Source organism: Comamonas sp. (genome assembly GCF_036666375.1).
In the GTDB taxonomy this organism is placed as follows: Bacteria; Pseudomonadota; Gammaproteobacteria; order Burkholderiales; family Burkholderiaceae_C; genus Comamonas.
Window position 1 is genome coordinate 1 of record NZ_JAVWWA010000012.1, and the last position, 17,178, is coordinate 17,178.

17 protein-coding genes are annotated in these 17,178 nt (G+C 64.2%); 9 read left to right on the forward strand and 8 right to left on the reverse strand.

The genetic code is table 11. The features are described from left to right. Nucleotides 1-104: 104 nt before the first annotated feature. Nucleotides 105-1,511, forward strand: coding sequence for an aminotransferase class V-fold PLP-dependent enzyme (locus tag RR928_RS04615; protein ID WP_332681645.1), 1,407 nt, complete (start codon nucleotides 105-107; stop codon nucleotides 1,509-1,511). Between the two features lie 34 nt (nucleotides 1,512-1,545). Beyond that, nucleotides 1,546-2,004: a RidA family protein gene (locus RR928_RS04620; protein WP_332536011.1), complete on the forward strand. Its 459-nt coding sequence runs from the start codon at nucleotides 1,546-1,548 to the stop codon at nucleotides 2,002-2,004. Between the two features lie 141 nt (nucleotides 2,005-2,145). Here RR928_RS04620 and RR928_RS04625 read toward each other — a convergent pair whose 3' ends face one another. Continuing rightward, on the reverse strand, nucleotides 2,146-2,454 hold the full coding sequence (locus RR928_RS04625) for a hypothetical protein (RefSeq protein WP_332536013.1): 309 nt from the start codon (nucleotides 2,452-2,454) through the stop codon (nucleotides 2,146-2,148). Nucleotides 2,455-2,649: 195 nt separating this feature from the next. On the opposite strand from RR928_RS04625, the gene aat reads away from it, so the two are divergent. The 3 genes from aat to RR928_RS04640 all read left to right on the forward strand — a co-directional run bounded on the left by aat (nucleotide 2,650) and on the right by RR928_RS04640 (nucleotide 5,052). Further along, nucleotides 2,650-3,390 carry a leucyl/phenylalanyl-tRNA--protein transferase gene (aat, locus tag RR928_RS04630; RefSeq protein WP_332549158.1) on the forward strand — a complete coding sequence of 247 codons (741 nt, stop codon included), beginning with the start codon at nucleotides 2,650-2,652 and terminating at the stop codon, nucleotides 3,388-3,390. Beyond that, nucleotides 3,387-4,160, forward strand: a complete 774-nt coding sequence (locus RR928_RS04635; protein ID WP_332681619.1) for an arginyltransferase — start codon at nucleotides 3,387-3,389, stop codon at nucleotides 4,158-4,160. The genes aat and RR928_RS04635 overlap by 4 nt, the downstream gene beginning before the upstream one ends. Before the next feature lie 73 nt (nucleotides 4,161-4,233). After that, a complete protein-coding gene (locus RR928_RS04640; RefSeq protein WP_332536016.1) occupies nucleotides 4,234-5,052 on the forward strand; it encodes an IclR family transcriptional regulator in 819 nt (272 codons plus the stop codon). Nucleotides 5,053-5,132: 80 nt separating this feature from the next. Here RR928_RS04640 and pbpG read toward each other — a convergent pair whose 3' ends face one another. From pbpG to RR928_RS04675, 7 genes are all read right to left on the reverse strand, one after another. After that, nucleotides 5,133-6,236: a D-alanyl-D-alanine endopeptidase gene (gene pbpG / locus RR928_RS04645; RefSeq protein WP_332536018.1), complete on the reverse strand. Its 1,104-nt coding sequence runs from the start codon at nucleotides 6,234-6,236 to the stop codon at nucleotides 5,133-5,135. Nucleotides 6,237-6,353: 117 nt separating this feature from the next. Next, the gene (locus RR928_RS04650; protein WP_332536019.1) at nucleotides 6,354-7,892 is read right to left on the reverse strand and encodes a 2-isopropylmalate synthase; all 1,539 of its coding nucleotides are present in this window, start codon (nucleotides 7,890-7,892) and stop codon (nucleotides 6,354-6,356) included. A gap of 82 nt (nucleotides 7,893-7,974) precedes the next feature. Further along, entirely contained in the window at nucleotides 7,975-9,645 is a 1,671-nt protein-coding gene (gene leuA, locus RR928_RS04655; protein ID WP_332536021.1) for a 2-isopropylmalate synthase, read from the reverse strand. A 197-nt stretch (nucleotides 9,646-9,842) separates the two neighbouring features. Continuing rightward, nucleotides 9,843-10,676: a CDP-diacylglycerol--serine O-phosphatidyltransferase gene (gene pssA, locus RR928_RS04660; RefSeq protein WP_332536022.1), complete on the reverse strand. Its 834-nt coding sequence runs from the start codon at nucleotides 10,674-10,676 to the stop codon at nucleotides 9,843-9,845. Nucleotides 10,677-10,919: 243 nt separating this feature from the next. Then, nucleotides 10,920-11,936 carry a ketol-acid reductoisomerase gene (ilvC, locus tag RR928_RS04665; protein WP_159913874.1) on the reverse strand — a complete coding sequence of 339 codons (1,017 nt, stop codon included), beginning with the start codon at nucleotides 11,934-11,936 and terminating at the stop codon, nucleotides 10,920-10,922. A 56-nt stretch (nucleotides 11,937-11,992) separates the two neighbouring features. Then, the gene (gene ilvN / locus RR928_RS04670; protein ID WP_332536024.1) at nucleotides 11,993-12,484 is read right to left on the reverse strand and encodes an acetolactate synthase small subunit; all 492 of its coding nucleotides are present in this window, start codon (nucleotides 12,482-12,484) and stop codon (nucleotides 11,993-11,995) included. Between the two features lie 134 nt (nucleotides 12,485-12,618). Continuing rightward, nucleotides 12,619-14,403: an acetolactate synthase 3 catalytic subunit gene (locus RR928_RS04675; RefSeq protein WP_332549159.1), complete on the reverse strand. Its 1,785-nt coding sequence runs from the start codon at nucleotides 14,401-14,403 to the stop codon at nucleotides 12,619-12,621. 311 nt (nucleotides 14,404-14,714) lie between these two features. Between RR928_RS04675 and RR928_RS04680 the strand changes: the two genes are divergently transcribed. The 4 genes from RR928_RS04680 to RR928_RS04695 are packed head-to-tail and all read left to right on the forward strand — an operon-like array spanning nucleotide 14,715 to nucleotide 17,172. Next, nucleotides 14,715-15,284 (forward strand): RNA polymerase sigma factor, encoded by a 570-nt coding sequence (locus RR928_RS04680; protein WP_332536028.1) that lies wholly within the window; start codon nucleotides 14,715-14,717, stop codon nucleotides 15,282-15,284. Further along, nucleotides 15,281-15,730, forward strand: a complete 450-nt coding sequence (locus RR928_RS04685; RefSeq protein WP_332536029.1) for a DUF3619 family protein — start codon at nucleotides 15,281-15,283, stop codon at nucleotides 15,728-15,730. The genes RR928_RS04680 and RR928_RS04685 overlap by 4 nt, the downstream gene beginning before the upstream one ends. Before the next feature lie 54 nt (nucleotides 15,731-15,784). Further along, nucleotides 15,785-16,618, forward strand: a complete 834-nt coding sequence (locus RR928_RS04690) for a DUF3106 domain-containing protein (RefSeq protein ID WP_332536030.1) — start codon at nucleotides 15,785-15,787, stop codon at nucleotides 16,616-16,618. After that, a complete protein-coding gene (locus tag RR928_RS04695) occupies nucleotides 16,618-17,172 on the forward strand; it encodes an RDD family protein (protein WP_332536031.1) in 555 nt (184 codons plus the stop codon). The genes RR928_RS04690 and RR928_RS04695 overlap by 1 nt, the downstream gene beginning before the upstream one ends. Nucleotides 17,173-17,178 lie beyond the last annotated feature (6 nt).

Below are 17,178 nucleotides of genomic sequence, written 5' to 3' on the forward strand. Positions count from 1 at the left end.
CCCTAGGCGCCGATTTTCAAAACCGTGAATCCTTTTCAATCGGGAGATTTATGCTGAATCCTAAGAAATCGCCGTACACCACGCCGCTTGATGCCGCCCCAGGCATGGAACACTGGACCGCCAAACGCCGGGATTTCCTGCGCATGATGGGATATGGCGCCAGCGCCGCCGCGGTCGCGCCGCTGCTTGCGGCCTGCGGCGATGCCAACAGCCAATCCTCGATCAGCGAATTGCGCAGCCGGCTGGTGCAGGACGAAGCATTCTGGACCCAGGTCCAGTCCATGTTCGTGCTCAACCCGCAGCGCACCTACATGAACATCGGCACCGGCGGCTCCATGCCGCAGGTGGTGCTCGATGTGTTTGCCAAGGAAAACCTCCTCAAGGCCGAGGATTCAAGCAGCGGCTACGGCAATCTGCTGGACCTGCGCCAGCAGGTGGCGCCGGGCTTCGGCGTCGATGCCGACGAACTCGCGTTCTCGGCCAACACGTCGTCGGGAATGTGCCACGCTATCCTGGGAATCGACTGGCAAAAGGGCGACGTGGTCGTGACGACCAACCACGAGCACGGCGGCGGCAACACGCCGCTGAGCATAGCGGTGGCGCGCTACGGCATCGAAGTCTCGCGCATCGCCATGCCCGTGGGCAACGACCAGACCGCGGCCACCTACACCAACCTGTTCGACGAACGCATACGCGCGCTCAAGGCCCAGGGCAAGCGCGTGCGCGCCATGATGTGGTCTTCGCCGACCTACGTGACCGGCACCATGCTGCCGATCGCCGAACTCATGCAGGTGGTCAAGACCCATGAGCTGATCAGCATCGTCGACGGCGCCCATCTGCCCGGCATGATGGCCTATGACTACGCGGCGCTGGGCATGGACTTCATGTCGGGCGCGGGCCACAAATGGCAATGTGGCCCGGGCTCGACCGGCATCCTGGTGATACGCAACAAGATACGCGCCTCCAATCCGCTGCCGCTGCCCAAGTGGTATCCGGTGCACTCGAGCAGCTACTCGGCGCTGGAGCGCACGACGAATGGCACGGCAACCTACGACATCGCGGCCAGCGTCACCAGCTGCGGCAGCCTGCATGTGCCGATGTACAAGGCCTTGGCCCAGGCCTGCGCAAGCTGGGACACCATAGGACGCAAGAAGATAGAGACCTATGACCTGGCGCTGTCGTCCTACCTCAAGGAACGCATCGCCGAGCGCTGGGGCGTGGAGTCGCTGTACTCGCCCAAGGACGATCCCAAGCTGCTGTCGGCGCTGACCTGTTTCAACCCCTTCGCCAACAAGGCGGACGTCAAGGACGCGCAGAAATCGACGGCCTTCGTCAACCGCATGCTCAGCGACTTCGGTCCGGGCTTTGTGATCCGCAACGCCAGCTTTGCTGTCATAGGCGATAGCGCCAACCACAACGGCATTCGCATCTCGACCCACCTGTGGCACGACGCCAACGACATCGACCGGCTCGTGGATTCGATGTGGTCGCTGCGCAATTCGATGGCCTGAACCTTTGCTTCAATATTTACGGAGAACCTCTTCCATGACCTCTACCCGATCCATTCTCACGGCGCTGGGCGCCGCCCTGCTGCTCAGCACCCAGATTGCCGCTGCCCAGGACATCCGCGCGGTGTCATCGGCCGATGCCCCCAAGGCCATAGGCCCCTATTCCCAGGCCGTGGCTGCAGGCAAGGTGATCTATCTTTCGGGCCAGATTCCCATAGACCCCAAGACCGGCGAGCTGATGAAGGATGCCCCCATAGAAGCCCAGACCCGTCTGGTGCTGGAGAACCTCAAGGCCGTGCTGGCTGCCGAGAAACTGACGATGGCGCACATCGTCTCGACCACGGTCTACATGAAGGATCTCAACGATTTCGGCAAGATGAACGAGGTCTACGCAGGCTTCTTCAGCGGCGTCGCGCCCGCACGCGCCACGGTGCAGGTGGCGCGACTGCCACGCGATGTGGCAGTGGAAATCGGCGCAATTGCGGTCAGGCCTTGAACTGAATCGGTACGCCTGCGCCGCGGCGCAGGCGCAAGCCAGGCGGCCTCGGCTGCCTGGCTTTTTGCATTGCCGGCAGGCTTCGCTACGCCCCCTGACTACGCGAGCACGGCAGGGCGCAACCGCCTTGCTCCGCACGAATCAAGCTGCGCGCACCACTGTAGGCGTGGGAACCACCGTCGGCGTGGGCACGGCTGTCGTCGGCTCCTTGCGCGCCGGCGCCAAGCCCTTGGCCGCGCTGTGCCGCTGGAAGGCCTGCTCTTCCCATTCATGGATCTCCTGCTCCAGACGCTGGGCGCGTGTGGCATACATCTCCGCGGAGGACTGGTAGTACTCGGCGGCAATCGTGTGCTCGAGCACGGCCATGCGCGCTTCCTGCAGGTAGGCGCGTGTGCGGCGGATATAGCGGGGTTCGGACAAGCTCCCACCAAAGATTCTGCTGAACAACATGTCTGCTCCTCCTTCACGGCTTGCGCGCAACACAGGCATTTGCAACGTCTGCCGATAGACGTAAATTAAGGGCAAGCGGGCGCAACCTCTGTCAACACAAGACACCATCGGCTGTAGGATGCGCCCCTACCCCATTCAGGCGACCCTGGCGCCGCAGGCCTGCGAAAATGCCACCGTCCCATACGGAACGATCCCATGTCCAAATCCCTCGCCTGGCTTGCGCCGCACGACCCCTTTCCCGGCGTTGAACAGACCTGGGGCGAAAGCGATCCCATTCCCGGCCTGCTGGCCGCGGGCGGCCAGCTCGATGCCCAGCACCTGCGCAGCGCCTACAGCCAGGGAATCTTCCCGTGGTTCAGCGCGGGCCAGCCCATCCTGTGGTGGTCGCCCGACCCGCGCATGGTGCTGCAGACCGATGCCTTCCGGCTGCACCGCTCGCTGCGCAAGACACTGCAACGCTTTCGCGCCACGCCGGGCTGCGAGATCCGCGTGGACAGCGCGTTCGAAACCGTGATCCGCAGTTGCGCGCAGACGCCGCGCGACGGCCAGGACGGCACCTGGATCGTCGAGAGCATCGTTCAGGCCTATTGCGAGCTGCACCGCCAGGGTGACGCGCACAGCATGGAGACCTGGGTCGACGGCAAGCTCGTGGGCGGCCTGTACTGCGTGGCGCTGGGCCATGCCGTGTTTGGCGAGTCGATGTTCGCGCACGCCACCGACGCCTCGAAAATCGCGCTGGCCGCACTGGTCGCGCTGTGCCGCCGCCACGGCGCCCCGCAGATCGACTGCCAGCAGGCCACGCCGCACCTGGCCTCGCTGGGCGCGCGCACCATGGCGCGGCGGGATTTTCTGGCCGAAGTCGAGCGCCAGCGGCACAAGCCGCGCATGGATTGGCGCTTCGACGCCGTATACTGGGACGAGCTGAGCACCGCATGACGCAACTCAACGACCTCCCTCTTCAGGCACTGCAGTTCTATGCAACTGCGGCTTATCCCTGCAGCTACGTTGCCGGGAGGATGGCGCGCTCGCAGGTGGCAACGCCCAGCCATCTGATACAGAACGCGACCTATTCCGAGCTGGTCACGATGGGCTTTAGGCGCAGCGGCATGTTCACCTACCGCCCTTACTGCGACGGCTGCCGCGCCTGCGTTCCGCTGCGCGTGCTGACCCAGGCCTTCAAGCCTGATCGCAGCCAGCGCCGCGCCATGGCGCAGCACCAGGACCTGCAGGCTTCCATCTGCCGCCTGAGCTTCAGCGACGAACACTACCAGCTTTACCTGCGCTACCAGCGCCAGCGCCACAGCGGCGGCGGCATGGACGAAGACCGCATCGACCAGTACACCCAGTTCCTGCTGCAAAGCCGCGTCAATTCGCGACTGGTCGAGTTCCGGGCGCCCGCGACCGACGATGCGCCCGGCGCGCTGAAAATGGTCTCCATACTCGACGTGCTCGAAGACGGCCTGTCGGCGGTCTACACCTTCTACGAGCCCGAACCGCATGTGAGCTACGGCACGTTCAATGTGCTGTGGCAGATCGACCAGGCGCGCACCATGGGCCTGCCCTACGTCTATCTCGGCTACTGGATAGAAGGCAGCGCCAAAATGGATTACAAATCACGCTTTCTGCCGCATGAAGTGCGCATCCAGGACCTCTGGGAACGCATAGACCGGCGGCCGCGCGGCGCGCGCGAGCAAGCGGTTTCGTAGGCCCGCAGCGCCACTCGTGCGCGCGCCTGCGGGCAGGCGCTAGAATCGCGCATTGCCGCCCCGCTTCCGCATTATGAAAATCACCGATCCCGGCACTCCTTCCATACCCAGCGTCCAAGTTCTAGAGCGCATGTTCACCCTCATCGACGTGCTGGCCTCGCGCGAGGAAGCGGTGTCGCTCAAGGAAATCAGTGAAAAGACCGGCCTGCATCCGTCCACCGCGCACCGCATTCTCAACGACCTGACCATAGGCCGCTACGTCGACCGCCCCGAGTCGGGCAGCTACCGGCTGGGCATGCGCCTGCTCGAGCTGGGCAATTTGGTCAAAGCCAGGCTGAACGTGCGCGAGGCCGCGATGGCACCCATGCGCCTGTTGCACAAGCAGATCCAGCAGCCTGTGAACCTGAGCGTGCGCCAGGGCGACGAAATCGTCTACGTCGAGCGCACCTACAGCGAGCGCTCGGGCATGCAGGTGGTGCGCGCCATCGGCGGCCATGCACCGCTGCACCTGACGTCCACGGGCAAGCTGTTCCTGGCCGCCGACGATCCGCAGCGCGTGCGCGCCTACGCCACGCGCACCGGCCTCGCGGGCAATACCCACAACTCCATCACCCAGCTGGGCGTGCTCGAGAGCGAACTCGCCAAGACGCGCCAATACGGCATTGCGCGCGACAACGAGGAGCTGGAACTGGGCGTGCGCTGCATCGCGGCCGGCATTTACGACGACCAGGGCAAGCTGGTCGCGGGACTGTCGATCTCGGCGCCCGCCGACCGCATCGACGACGGCTGGCTGCCGCGGCTGCAGTCCACGGCCGCGGAAATTTCCATGTCGCTGGGCTTTGCGGGCTGGCGCTCGGTCGACGGCATGCCTGCCAGCAGTACGGCCGGATAAGACAAAGCCCCCCAGCGGTCTGCACCGCTGGAGGGCTCATGTCTTGCGGTCCTTGCGGACCTGTCAAAGGCCGGCGGCCTTCAACCCTTGATTTTATGGCTGGCCAGAACCGCGGACGCACCCGACTGGTTCTCGACCCAGTGGCGCACGCGCTCGGCATCGGCCAGGCGGCTGAACTTGCCTGCGGAATCGAGGAACACCATGATCAGCTTGCGGCCGGCGACTTCGGCCTGCATCACCAGGCATTGGCCGGCCTCGGAGATATAGCCGGTCTTTTGCAGACCGATTTCCCAGGCCGGGCTCTTCACGAGGCGGTTGGTATTGTTGTACTGCAGCGTGCGTGGGCCCTGGGCCACTTCGTAGCTGGGCGAAGTGCTGAGCTCGCGCACCAGCGGATCGCCATGGGCCACGTTGACCAGCACCGCGAGATCGCGCGCGCTCGACTGGTTGCGGCTGGACAGCCCCGTGGGCTCGACATATTTGGTGTCGGCCATGCCCAGCAGCTTGGCCTTGACATTCATCTGCGTGACGAATGCCGCGAGACCACCGGGATAGGTACGGCCCAGCGCATGGGCGGCGCGGTTTTCGCTCGACATCAGTGCCAGGTGCAGCATTTCGCCACGCGTGAGCGTCGCGCCCACGCGCAGGCGCGAACTGCTGCCCTTTTCGGTGTCCACGTCGTCCTGAGTAATGGTCAGGACCTCGTCCATGGGCAGACGCGCCTGCGAGATGATCAGCCCGGTCATGAGCTTGGTCAACGATGCAATGGGCAGCACCGCATGGTCGTTCTTGCTCAGCAGCACTTCATGCGTTTCCTGGTCCACGACCAGGGCCACGCTGGACTTCAGATCGAGCGGATCGGTGACGTCATGCAGGCCCGCGAGCTGACCGAACGACTGGCGTGCGGGCGCGTAAGCGACCGCTCGCACCGGACTGCGCGCACTGGCGGCAACGGCCCGGCCGGCCTTGCCAGCGGCGGCCTGCTTGCGCGGCGCGGCCTTGACCTTGGCGGTGTTGACGGCCTTGCTGGCGCGCGCGGGCTTGCTCGCGCTGCTGGCCTGCTGCTTCTTCGCCACTTTCTTTTGCGCCGCGGAAGCCCCGGAAAAGGCCAGTGCTCCGCTCAATGCAAAGGCGGCCGAGACCTGAAATAGACGGGCGATCACGGTGCGGTGACGGTGGTGCATCCAAATGCTCCAAGCAGCAAAAAATAGAAAAACAGGGAAGCCGAATCAAAAAAGTCGCACAAAACAACAAGTTGCACGACTTTCATGAGAATGTAAGCGAGATTATAGAGCCGACCTTCAACCTTGCGCCACCACCATTTCGCTGCTGCTGTGCAATTTGTTCAACGCGCTGAGGTAGGCCTTGGCCGATGCGACCACGATATCGGGGTCAGCGCCCACTCCATTGACCACCCTGCCGCTGCGTTGCAGCCGCACCGTGACCTCGCCCTGGCTCTCGGTCGAATCGCTGATCGCGTTGACCGAATACAACACCATGTCGGCACCGCTTTGCACCTGTGACTCGATCGCCTTGAACGACGCATCGACCGGCCCGTTGCCATCCGACTCGGTCTTGAGTTCCACGCCATCGCGGCTGAAGACCACACGCGCATGCGGGCGCTCGCCGGTCTCGCTGTGCTGGGCCAGCGAGACGAACACGAACGGATCGTGGTGGCCCAGCGCGCCCTGCTCGCTGACCAGCGCCAGGATGTCCTCATCGAAAATCTCGCTCTTGCGGTCGGCGAGCTCCTTGAAACGCGTGAAAGCCTCGTTGACCGCGGCTTCGCTGTCGAGGTCCACGCCCAGTTCCTGCAGGCGCTGGCGGAATGCATTGCGCCCGCTGAGCTTGCCCAGCACGATCTTGTTGGCCGACCAGCCCACATCCTCGGCGCGCATGATCTCGTAGGTGTCGCGCGCCTTGAGCACGCCGTCCTGGTGAATGCCCGAGGCATGGGCAAACGCATTCGCGCCGACCACGGCCTTGTTGGGCTGCACCACGAAGCCCGTGGTCTGGCTGACCATGCGGCTGGCGGCGAGGATATGTTCGGTGGCGATGTTCACGTCGAGGCCGAAGTAGTCGCGCCGCGTCTTCACGGCCATCACCACTTCCTCGAGCGAGCAGTTGCCCGCACGTTCGCCCAGGCCGTTGATCGTGCACTCGACCTGGCGCGCGCCGCCTATCTTCACGCCGGCCAGCGAGTTGGCCACGGCCATGCCCAGGTCGTTGTGGCAATGCACCGACCAGATCGCCTGGTCGCTGTTGGGAATGCGCTCGCGCAGGTTGCGTATGAACTCGCCGTAGAGCTCGGGAATCGCATAGCCCACGGTATCGGGCACGTTGATCGTGGTCGCGCCTTCGGCGATCACGGCTTCGATCACCCGGCACAGGAAGTCGGGGTCGCTGCGGTAGCCGTCTTCAGGGCTGAACTCGATGTCGGCAATCAGGTTGCGCGCGAAGCGCACCGACTGGCGCGCCTGCTCGAGCACCTGCTCGGGCGTCATGCGCAGCTTCTTCTCCATGTGCAGCGCGCTGGTCGCGATGAAGGTGTGGATGCGCCCGCGCTGCGCATCCTGCAGCGCTTCGGCCGAACGCGAGATGTCGCGGTCGTTGGCGCGCGCCAGCGAGCAGATGGTCGAGTCCTTGATGGCGCGCGCGATGGCCTGCACCGCCTCGAAGTCGCCCTGGGAGCTCGCGGCGAAGCCGGCCTCGATCACATCCACCTTGAGGCGCTCGAGCTGGCGCGCGATGCGCAGCTTCTCGTCGCGCGTCATGGATGCGCCCGGCGACTGCTCGCCGTCGCGCAAGGTGGTGTCGAAAATGATGAGTTGGTCTGTCATATGCACGCTCCAGAAAGAGACATCCGCCGACTTTACTCCGACAACTTCCGACACCGGCCCGGGGTTACCAGGCCTTGCGGGCTCAGACCGTGGCGGCGGCCACGGCGACCGGAGCGCGCTCCAGGCCCGAAACGATGGCGCTGATCGACGCCGAGACGATGTTCGCGTCCATGCCCACGCCATACACGACATGCGTGTCATCAACGCGCAGCTCCACATAGGCTGCAGCCTGGGCGTTGGCGCCCGCGCTCACCGCATGCTCGGCATAGTCGAGCACGCGGATGCTGCGGCCCGTGGCTTCGCTGAGCGCGCCGACAAACGCATCGATGGGGCCCGTGCCCTCGCCGCTCAAGGCGCGCACTTCGCCGTTGATCAGGAACTCGCCGCTGATGGCCACCGTGCCGCTTTCGCCGCTCAGGCGGTACTGCGGACGGCGCGTGGCGTCGAGGCGGTATTCGGTCTGGAACAGGCTCCAGAGATTCTGCGCCGTCAATTCCTTGCCGCTGGCATCCATCTCGCGCTGCACGGCCTGGCTGAATTCAATCTGCAGGCGGCGCGGCAATTGCAGGCCGTATTCGCTTTCAAGCAGATAGGCGATGCCGCCCTTGCCCGACTGGCTGTTGACGCGGATCACGGCTTCGTAGCTGCGGCCCAGGTCCTTGGGGTCTATGGGCAGGTAAGGCATGTCCCAGATGTCGCCTTCCTGGCGCGCGCTGAAGGCCTTCTTGATCGCGTCCTGGTGCGAGCCCGAGAACGAGGTGTAGACCAGGTCGCCGACATAGGGGTGGCGCGGGTGCACGGGCAGCTGGTTGCAGTGCTCGACCGTGGCGCGGATGTCGTCGATCTGCGAGAAGTCCAGGCCGGGATGCACGCCCTGGATGTACATGTTGAGCGCAACGTTGACGATGTCGAGGTTGCCGGTGCGCTCGCCGTTGCCGAACAGGCAGCCTTCGAGGCGGTCGGCGCCGGCCATCAGCGAGAGCTCGGCCGCTGCCGTGCCCGTGCCGCGGTCATTGTGCGGGTGCACCGACAGCACGATCGAATCGCGGCGCTCGAGGTGGCGGTGGGTCCACTCGACCATGTCGGCGAACAGATTGGGCGTCGAATGCTCGACCGTGGTCGGCAGGTTGATGATGCACTTCTTCTCGGGCGTGGGCTGCCACACGGCGGTGACGGCGTCGATCACGCGCTTGGAGAAGGCCAGCTCGGTGTCCGAATACATTTCGGGCGAATACTGGAAGGTCCAGTCGGTCTGCGGATAGTCGGCCGCGATGTCCTTGAACAGCTGGGCATTGCTGCGCGCGAGCTCGACGATCTCGTCCTCGTTCATGTTCAGCACCACGCGGCGCATCACGGGCGCGGTGGCGTTATAGAGGTGGACGATGGCGCGCGGCACGCCGGCCAGGGCTTCGAAGGTGCGGCGGATCAGGGGCTCGCGCGCCTGGGTCAGCACCTGCACCGTGACGTCCTCGGGAATGCGGTCTTCCTCGATCAGCTTGCGCATGAAGTCGAATTCGACCTGGGACGCGGAAGGAAAGCCGACTTCGATTTCCTTGAAGCCAATTTCCACCAGCTGCTCGAACATGCGCATCTTGCGCGGAATGTCCATGGGCTCGATCAGGGCCTGGTTGCCGTCCCGCAGGTCCACGCTGCACCACACCGGAGGCTGGCTGATCACCGCATCGGGCCAGGTGCGGTCAACGAGGCGGACGGGGGGAAATGCACGGTACTTGCTGGCGGGATTCTGCAACATCTTGGCTCTTTCGGAAAATTGAAAAGGGGGGTGTGCACCAGCGTTCCACAAAACAAAACGGCCCGTCGCTGATGCTACGGGCCGTAAGTAGGGGGAATGCGCGCGCGCTACTAGATCTGCCCGTGGGACATGGTTAGTAGGGCTAGCGACAGGTTTTGCATGAGGATCACTTTAGCACAAATAATTTGGCACTTGCCTTATTTGTGTAAACCGCGTTCTTCGGGCTCATCCTTGGAGGTGCTGATCACGCTGACCTGCTGGCCCTTGGCCTTGCGCCAGGCGTAGACCGCGTAGCCGCTGAAGCCGTAGAGCACGAACACGCCGAACAGCACCGTGGGCGCGTGGATGTTGATCACCGCGATCGCCAGCGCGATCAGCACGATGGCCGCAAACGGCACGCTGCGCTTCATGTGGACATCTTTGAAGCTGTAGAAAGGCACGTTGGTGACCATGGTCAGGCCCGCGTACAGCGTCAGCGCGAACATGGTCCAGGTCAGTTGCGTCCAGGTCAGCAGGCCGTCGGCGCCGCGCATCAGGCCCGAGTCGCTGAGCAGCCAGATGAAACCCGTGACCAGCGCGGCAGCGGCTGGCGAAGGCAGGCCCTGGAAGTAGCGCTTGTCGACCACGGCCGTGTTGACGTTGAAGCGTGCCAGGCGCAGCGCCGCGCAGGAGCAGTAGACAAAGGCCGCGATCCAGCCCCAGCGTCCCAGGCCCTTGAGCGCCCACTCATAGGCGATCAGCGCCGGCGCGACGCCAAACGACACCATGTCGGACAAGGAATCCATCTGCTCGCCAAACGCGCTTTGTGTATTGGTCATGCGCGCCACGCGGCCGTCGAGGCTGTCGAGCACCATGGCGCAGAACACGCCGATGGCCGCCAGCTCGAAACGGCCGTTCATGGCCATCACGATCGCATAGAAGCCGCCGAACAGCGCTGCCAGCGTGAACAGATTGGGCAGGATATAGATGCCCTTGCGGCGCTTGCGCACCACCACACCCGGGGTTTCCGTCAAATCGTTGCCGTCATGCATGTAATAAACCTCCACCACCGTGCCCGTTCGAACGGACCGCTGAAATCGCCATATGAGAAGGAGCGCCTTGACGCGCTCCATGTGTGTTGCAGTGTACCCGCGTGGACTGCACCGACATTCATAAATATGGGGCCCCGCATGCGCCGCGGGTGTAGGAGCCGGCCCATCCTTGGCCTGGGCATAAAAAAAGCCACCTTGCGGTGGCTTTCGATGACCGGTGCAGGGCCTGCGCCCTGCGTCCCATCAGTTCTTGGTTTGATCGACCAGCTTGTTCTTGGCGATCCAGGGCATCATGGCGCGCAGCTGGCCACCGACCTTTTCGATCTGGTGATCGGCGGTGTTGCGGCGGCGGGCGGTCATGCTGGGGTAGCCGGTGCGGCCTTCCAGGATGAACATCTTCGCGTATTCGCCGTCCTGGATGCGCTTGAGCGCATTGCGCATGGCCTGGCGCGATTCGGCGTTGATCACTTCGGGGCCGGTCACGTACTCGCCGTATTCGGCGTTGTTCGAGATCGAGTAGTTCATGTTGGCGATGCCGCCTTCATAGATCAGGTCGACGATCAGCTTGAGTTCGTGCAGGCACTCGAAGTAGGCCATTTCAGGCGCGTAGCCGGCTTCGACCAGGGTTTCGAAGCCCATCTTGATCAGCTCGACCGCACCGCCGCACAGAACAGCCTGTTCGCCGAACAGGTCGGTCTCGGTCTCTTCCTTGAAGTTGGTCTCGATGATGCCGGCCTTGCCGCCACCGTTGGCCATCGCGTACGACAGCGCCAGGTCACGGGCCTTGCCCGACTTGTCCTGGTGCACGGCGATCAGGTGGGGCACGCCGCCGCCTTGCGTGTAGGTGTTGCGCACGGTGTGGCCGGGAGCCTTGGGAGCGACCATCCACACGTCCAGATCGGCGCGCGGCACGACCTGGTTGTAATGCACGTTGAAGCCGTGGGCAAACACCAGCGAAGCGCCTTGCTTGATGTTGGGTTCGACGTTGTTCTTGTACACGGCTGCGATGTCTTCATCGGGCAGCAGGATCATGACCACGTCAGCGGCCTTCACGGCGTCGTTGACTTCCATCACATTGAGACCGGCCTTTTCGACCTTGGGCCACGAAGCGCCACCCTTGCGCAGGCCGACCACGACCTTCACGCCGCTTTCGTTCAAGTTCTGTGCGTGTGCATGGCCTTGGCTGCCGTAACCGATGATTGCAACGGTCTTGCCCTTGATCAGGCTCAGGTCGCAGTCTTTGTCGTAGAAAACTTTCATGTTGGCTCCAGTGGATGGGTTCTTAGGGGGTAAAAAAGGAAAGGCAGGGGGAAAATTCAAACGCGCAGGATGCGCTCGCCGCGACCGATGCCGCTCGCGCCGGTGCGCACGGTCTCGAGGATCGCAGCGCGTTCGATGGCCTGCAAAAAGGCGTCGTTCTTGGACTGGTCGCCCGTGAGTTCGATGGTGTAGCTCTTGTCGGTCACATCGATGATGCGGCCGCGGAAGATGTCGACCAGGCGCTTCATTTCTTCGCGCTCCTTGCCCACGGCCCGGACCTTGACCATCATCAGCTCGCGCTCGGCATAGGCGCCTTCGGTCAGGTCCACCACCTTGACCACCTCGATGAGGCGGTTCAGGTGCTTGGTGATCTGCTCGATCACGTCTTCCGAGCCCGTGGTCTGGATGGTCATGCGCGACAGCGACGGATCTTCCGTCGGCGCCACGGTCAGGGACTCGATGTTATAGCCTCGCGCCGAAAACAATCCGACCACGCGCGACAGCGCGCCGGGTTCGTTCTCGAGCAAGACTGCAATGATGTGCTTCATGGGTACAGATTCCTCTTTTCGCCGCCCTCCCCCGCGCACGGTAATGCGCGGGCTTGGCGGACAATAGATTCGTCAAAATGGGGGCCATCGGAAGATGGCCGGGAAGTGAGGCGTTGGGGCCGGGGCCCCTGCGCTCAGAGGTCTTCGGTGCCGAGCAGCATTTCGGTGATGCCCTTGCCGGCCTGGACCATGGGGAACACGTTCTCGGTCGGATCGGTGCGGAAGTCGAGGAACACCGTGCGGTCCTTGAGGCGGCGTGCCTCGCGCAGCGCGGGCTCGACGTCTTCGGGGCGCTCGATCAGCAGGCCCACATGGCCGTAGGCCTCGGCGAGCTTGACGAAGTCCGGCAGCGCGTCCATGTAGCTGTGGCTGTAGCGGCCCGAGTACTCGATCTCCTGCCACTGGCGCACCATACCGAGATAACGGTTGTTGAGCGAGCAGATCTTGATCGGCGTGTTGTGCTGCAGGCAGGTCGACAGCTCCTGGATGTTCATCTGCACCGAGCCTTCGCCCGTGATGCAGAACACTTCGGCGTCGGGCTTGGCCAGCTTGATGCCCATGGCATAGGGGATGCCCACGCCCATCGTGCCCAGGCCGCCGGAGTTGATCCAGCGGCGCGGCTCGTCAAAGCGGTAGTACTGCGCGGCCCACATCTGGTGCTGGCCCACGTCGGACGTGATGTAGGTGTCGGTGCCGCGCGTCATGTTGAACAGCGTCTCGACCACGTACTGCGGCTTGATCACATCGGGATTGCTGTTGTCGTAACGCAGGCAGTCGCGCTCGCGCCAGCCCTCGATGGTGTCCCACCAGGCGGCGAGCGCACCGGCATCGGGACGCGCGGGCGTCTCGCGCAGCATGGCGATCAGCTCGCCCAGCACGTCCTTGACGTCGCCGACGATGGGCACGTCGACACGCACGCGCTTGGAAATCGACGAAGGATCGATGTCGATGTGGATGATCTTGCGCTCGACCGACAGGAAGTGCTTGGGGTTGCCGATCACGCGGTCGTCGAAGCGCGCGCCCACGGCCAGCAGCACGTCGCAGTTCTGCATCGCGTTGTTGGCTTCGATGGTGCCGTGCATGCCCAGCATGCCCAGGTACTTGCGCTCGCTCGCGGGATAGGCGCCCAGGCCCATCAGCGTGTGGGTCACCGGCATGCCCAGCATGTCGACCAGCGTGCGCAGCTCGTTGCAGGCATTGCCCAGCAGCACGCCGCCGCCCGTATAGATATAGGGGCGCTTGGCGCTCAGCAGCAGCTGCAGCGCCTTGCGGATCTGGCCGCTGTGGCCCTTCTTGACCGGGTTGTACGAGCGCATCTCTATGCTCTGCGGATAACCGGTCCAGGCGGCCTTCTTGAAGGACACGTCCTTGGGGATGTCGACCACGACCGGACCGGGACGGCCCGAGCGCGCGATGTGGAAGGCCTTCTTCATCGTCGCCGCGATATCGCGCACATCCTTGACCAGGAAGTTGTGCTTGACGATGGGGCGCGTGATGCCGACGGTGTCGCATTCCTGGAAGGCGTCGGTGCCGATGGAGGCCGTCGATGTCTGGCCGCTGATCACGACCAGCGGAATGCTGTCGGTATAGGCGGTGGCGATGCCGGTGACGGCGTTCGTCAGGCCGGGGCCCGAGGTGACCAGCGCCACGCCGACTTCGCCGGTCGCGCGGGCAAAGCCGTCGGCGGCATGTACGGCCGCCTGTTCGTGGCGCACCAGCACATGCTGAATGGTGTCTTGCTTGTAGAGTGCGTCGTAGATATACAACACAGCGCCACCCGGATAACCCCACAGATGCTGCACGCCTTCGGCCTGGAGCGACTTGACGAGGATTTCGGCACCCATCAATTCAGTGGGACGCGGAGTGGACGACGCTGCTGCAGCGGCAGCGGAGGAGAGCTCTGCCTTGGAAATTTCCATGATCAACCTTTGCGAATTTCTCTAACGAAAAACCTTGGGTGCCCCTGGCCTGAGCCCTTGTGAGGCCGGTTTGGGACTTGAGGCCATGGCCATGGGCGAAATGTGTGGACGCCGGACCGTGACCCGTTTGCTTTTTTGATTTGCGCCCGGATTATCGCACTGCGGCGCAATGCCCTGGCATCCAGGTGCGGCAAAATATTCGATGGATGCGATAATTCGCTTCGACCTGAGCTGACGCCCGCCGTAATCGGCAGGCCGCAGCCGCAATCCCTTTCTGGCCACGGCGCCCTTTTCGCGGCAGGCTGATCTCTTTGGCAACCGAACAAGAACTCTCGCAATTTCTCAAGGATGTGGAAAAACGCGCTTTCAAGCGCGCGCTCTACCATGTCCGCGATGATGAGGCGGCGCTCGACATTGTCCAGGACAGCATGCTCAAGCTGGCCCACCATTACGGGGACAAGCCGCCCGCAGAGTTGCCCATGCTGTTCCAGCGCATCCTGTCCAACTGCACGCTCGACTGGTTCCGGCGGCAGAAAACACGCAATGCGGTGTTCTCGCGCATGAGCGATTTCGAGCCCGAAGGCGACGACGGCATGGACTTTGACCTGCTCGAGACCTATGCTGGCAACGGAAATGAACAGACGGTACAAAGTGCGGAAGAGCACACTCAGCGGGTACAAACGCTACAAAGCATAGAAAAAGAGGTCCAGGAGCTGCCAACACGTCAACGCGAAGCCTTTTTGATGCGTTATTGGGAGGAGATGGACGTCGCAGAGACCGCAGCCGCCATGGGTTGCTCTGAAGGCAGTGTGAAGACACACTGCTTTCGCGCCATTCAGACCCTCAGCAAGGCACTGAAGGCCAAAGGAATCCAGTTATGAACATTGCAGTATCACCCTCGGTAGAGCAGGCCGCCGATCATTTCGCCCGGCGCGTGACCGCGCGCCTGAGCGAAAACAACCAATTGCTGGCCTACGACATCAGCGAACGTCTGCGCGCCGGGCGTGAGCGCGCGCTGTCCGAGCGCCGGCGTGAAGTGCTGGTCCACCAGCGCGTCACGGCCAGCGCCGTGCAGAACCAGGGCGGCGTCGCCTCCCTGGGCGCGCCCGGACGGCACAGCTGGTGGCGCGGTGCGCTCACCGCGGCGCCGCTGGTCGGTCTGGCCATCAGCCTTGCGGTCTTCATCACCTCGCAGACCGATTTCGGCACGCACGAAGTCGCTGAAGTGGACGCCGCGCTGCTCACCGACGACCTGCCGCCTTCGGCCTACACCGATCCAGGCTTCCTGCAATTCATCCAGACACCGCCCGCGGTCTCGACACTCTGATCCTAGCGATTTCCCGGTTGCATGCCCCCTGTCCCGCGCACTGAACACCGTAATTTGAGCAGCGTCGCCCTCGCGTCGGCGCTGCTGTTGGCGTTCACCGCGCTTGCGGCCTGGGTCGTGCCGCAGGTGCGGCAGGCGCCCAGCGCGCTGGCCATGGCCACGGTCGCGCAGGCGCCTTCCGCGGATTCGGACGCGCCGCGCAACGGCCTGTCGCAGCGCCGCCTGCTGGCCGCCGGCCCCAACTGGGGTGAGCTCACGAAAGCCCAGCAACGCGTGCTGCAGCCGCTGGAAAAGCGCTGGCCTTTCATGGGCGAAGTGCAAAAGAGCCGCTGGATCGTGCTTGCCGGCACCTTCGACACGCTGCCCGCGCAGGAACAGCTCAAGCTGCGCGACCGCATGGAGTCCTGGGCCAGCCTCAGCGCCCAGCAGCGCAGCCAGGCCAGGCTCAACTACGCGATCACCAACCGCATGGCGCCCAAGGACAAATGGGCGCAATGGGAAGCCTACCAGGCGCTCAGCGACGAACAAAAGCGCGCGCTTGCGGCCAAGGCTGCCGCGGCCAAGCCCGCGGGCGGCGCGGCGCCGGCGCTGCGCCCCGTGCCGGCGAAGAAGCTCGCACGCGTGCCGGCCGCCACGGCGACCGTGACCACCGCCCCCAACCTGCCCAATCTGCCCAAGATTCCCACGCCCACGGCCCAGGCCACACACCATATCGCGCCGCCCGCGCCGGCGGTCGCCGTCGAAACCCGTCCGGTGACCATGCCCAGCGTGGTCGAGACCGCGCCCGTCAACCTGTCGACCGCAACCGCCCTGCCCCTGCCAGCGCTGGCGCCTCTAGGCGGCGACACGACCGCGGGCACGGGGCTGGGCGATCCGCCACCACCGTAATGCCTTCCTCCAACACGCTTTCCACGGCTGAACCGCACACTCCCGGCCTGCGCCGGCGCATGGCCTGCTGGCTCTATGAAGGACTGCTGCTGTTCGGCGTGGTGTTCATCGCCGGCTATCTGTTCGGCACGCTGAGCCAGACGCGCAATGCGATGGACAACCGCCACGCGCTGCAGGCCTTCCTGTTCGTGGTGTTCGGCATCTACTTCACCTGGTTCTGGTCCAAGGGCCAGACGCTGGCGATGAAGACCTGGCATATCCGCGTGACCGACAAGTCGGGCCGGGCGCTGAGCCAGGGCCGGGCGCTGGCGCGCTATCTGCTCAGCTGGCTGTGGTTTCTGCCGCCGCTGGCGGTGATTGCGCCGTTCCAGCTGCCCGCGGGCGAGACCACGGTGCTGATGCTGGGCTGGATCGCGGTCTGGGCGCTGCTCAGCCGCCTGCACCCGCAGCGCCAGTTCCTGCACGATGCGCTGGCCGGCACGCGCCTGGTGCACGACGCCCAAGGTGAAGCGCGCGCCCGGCTCAAGCGGCGCAAGGCCGACGGACTGGCCTAGGCTAGC

Bases quoted from the DNA above. Each gene is read 5' to 3' on its own strand.
- pssA (WP_332536022.1), bottom strand. From the start codon at position 10,676: ATGCATGACGGCAACGATTTGACGGAAACCCCGGGTGTGGTGGTGCGC.
- pbpG (WP_332536018.1), bottom strand. From the start codon at position 6,236: ATGCACCACCGTCACCGCACCGTGATCGCCCGTCTATTTCAGGTCTCG.
- RR928_RS04625 (WP_332536013.1), bottom strand. From the start codon at position 2,454: ATGTTGTTCAGCAGAATCTTTGGTGGGAGCTTGTCCGAACCCCGCTAT.
- RR928_RS04640 (WP_332536016.1), top strand. From the start codon at position 4,234: ATGAAAATCACCGATCCCGGCACTCCTTCCATACCCAGCGTCCAAGTT.
- RR928_RS04650 (WP_332536019.1), bottom strand. From the start codon at position 7,892: ATGACAGACCAACTCATCATTTTCGACACCACCTTGCGCGACGGCGAG.
- RR928_RS04635 (WP_332681619.1), top strand. From the start codon at position 3,387: ATGACGCAACTCAACGACCTCCCTCTTCAGGCACTGCAGTTCTATGCA.
- RR928_RS04675 (WP_332549159.1), bottom strand. From the start codon at position 14,403: ATGGAAATTTCCAAGGCAGAGCTCTCCTCCGCTGCCGCTGCAGCAGCG.
- RR928_RS04615 (WP_332681645.1), top strand. From the start codon at position 105: ATGGAACACTGGACCGCCAAACGCCGGGATTTCCTGCGCATGATGGGA.
- ilvN (WP_332536024.1), bottom strand. From the start codon at position 12,484: ATGAAGCACATCATTGCAGTCTTGCTCGAGAACGAACCCGGCGCGCTG.
- leuA (WP_332536021.1), bottom strand. From the start codon at position 9,645: ATGTTGCAGAATCCCGCCAGCAAGTACCGTGCATTTCCCCCCGTCCGC.
- RR928_RS04695 (WP_332536031.1), top strand. From the start codon at position 16,618: ATGCCTTCCTCCAACACGCTTTCCACGGCTGAACCGCACACTCCCGGC.
- ilvC (WP_159913874.1), bottom strand. From the start codon at position 11,936: ATGAAAGTTTTCTACGACAAAGACTGCGACCTGAGCCTGATCAAGGGC.
- RR928_RS04620 (WP_332536011.1), top strand. From the start codon at position 1,546: ATGACCTCTACCCGATCCATTCTCACGGCGCTGGGCGCCGCCCTGCTG.
- aat (WP_332549158.1), top strand. From the start codon at position 2,650: ATGTCCAAATCCCTCGCCTGGCTTGCGCCGCACGACCCCTTTCCCGGC.
- RR928_RS04685 (WP_332536029.1), top strand. From the start codon at position 15,281: ATGAACATTGCAGTATCACCCTCGGTAGAGCAGGCCGCCGATCATTTC.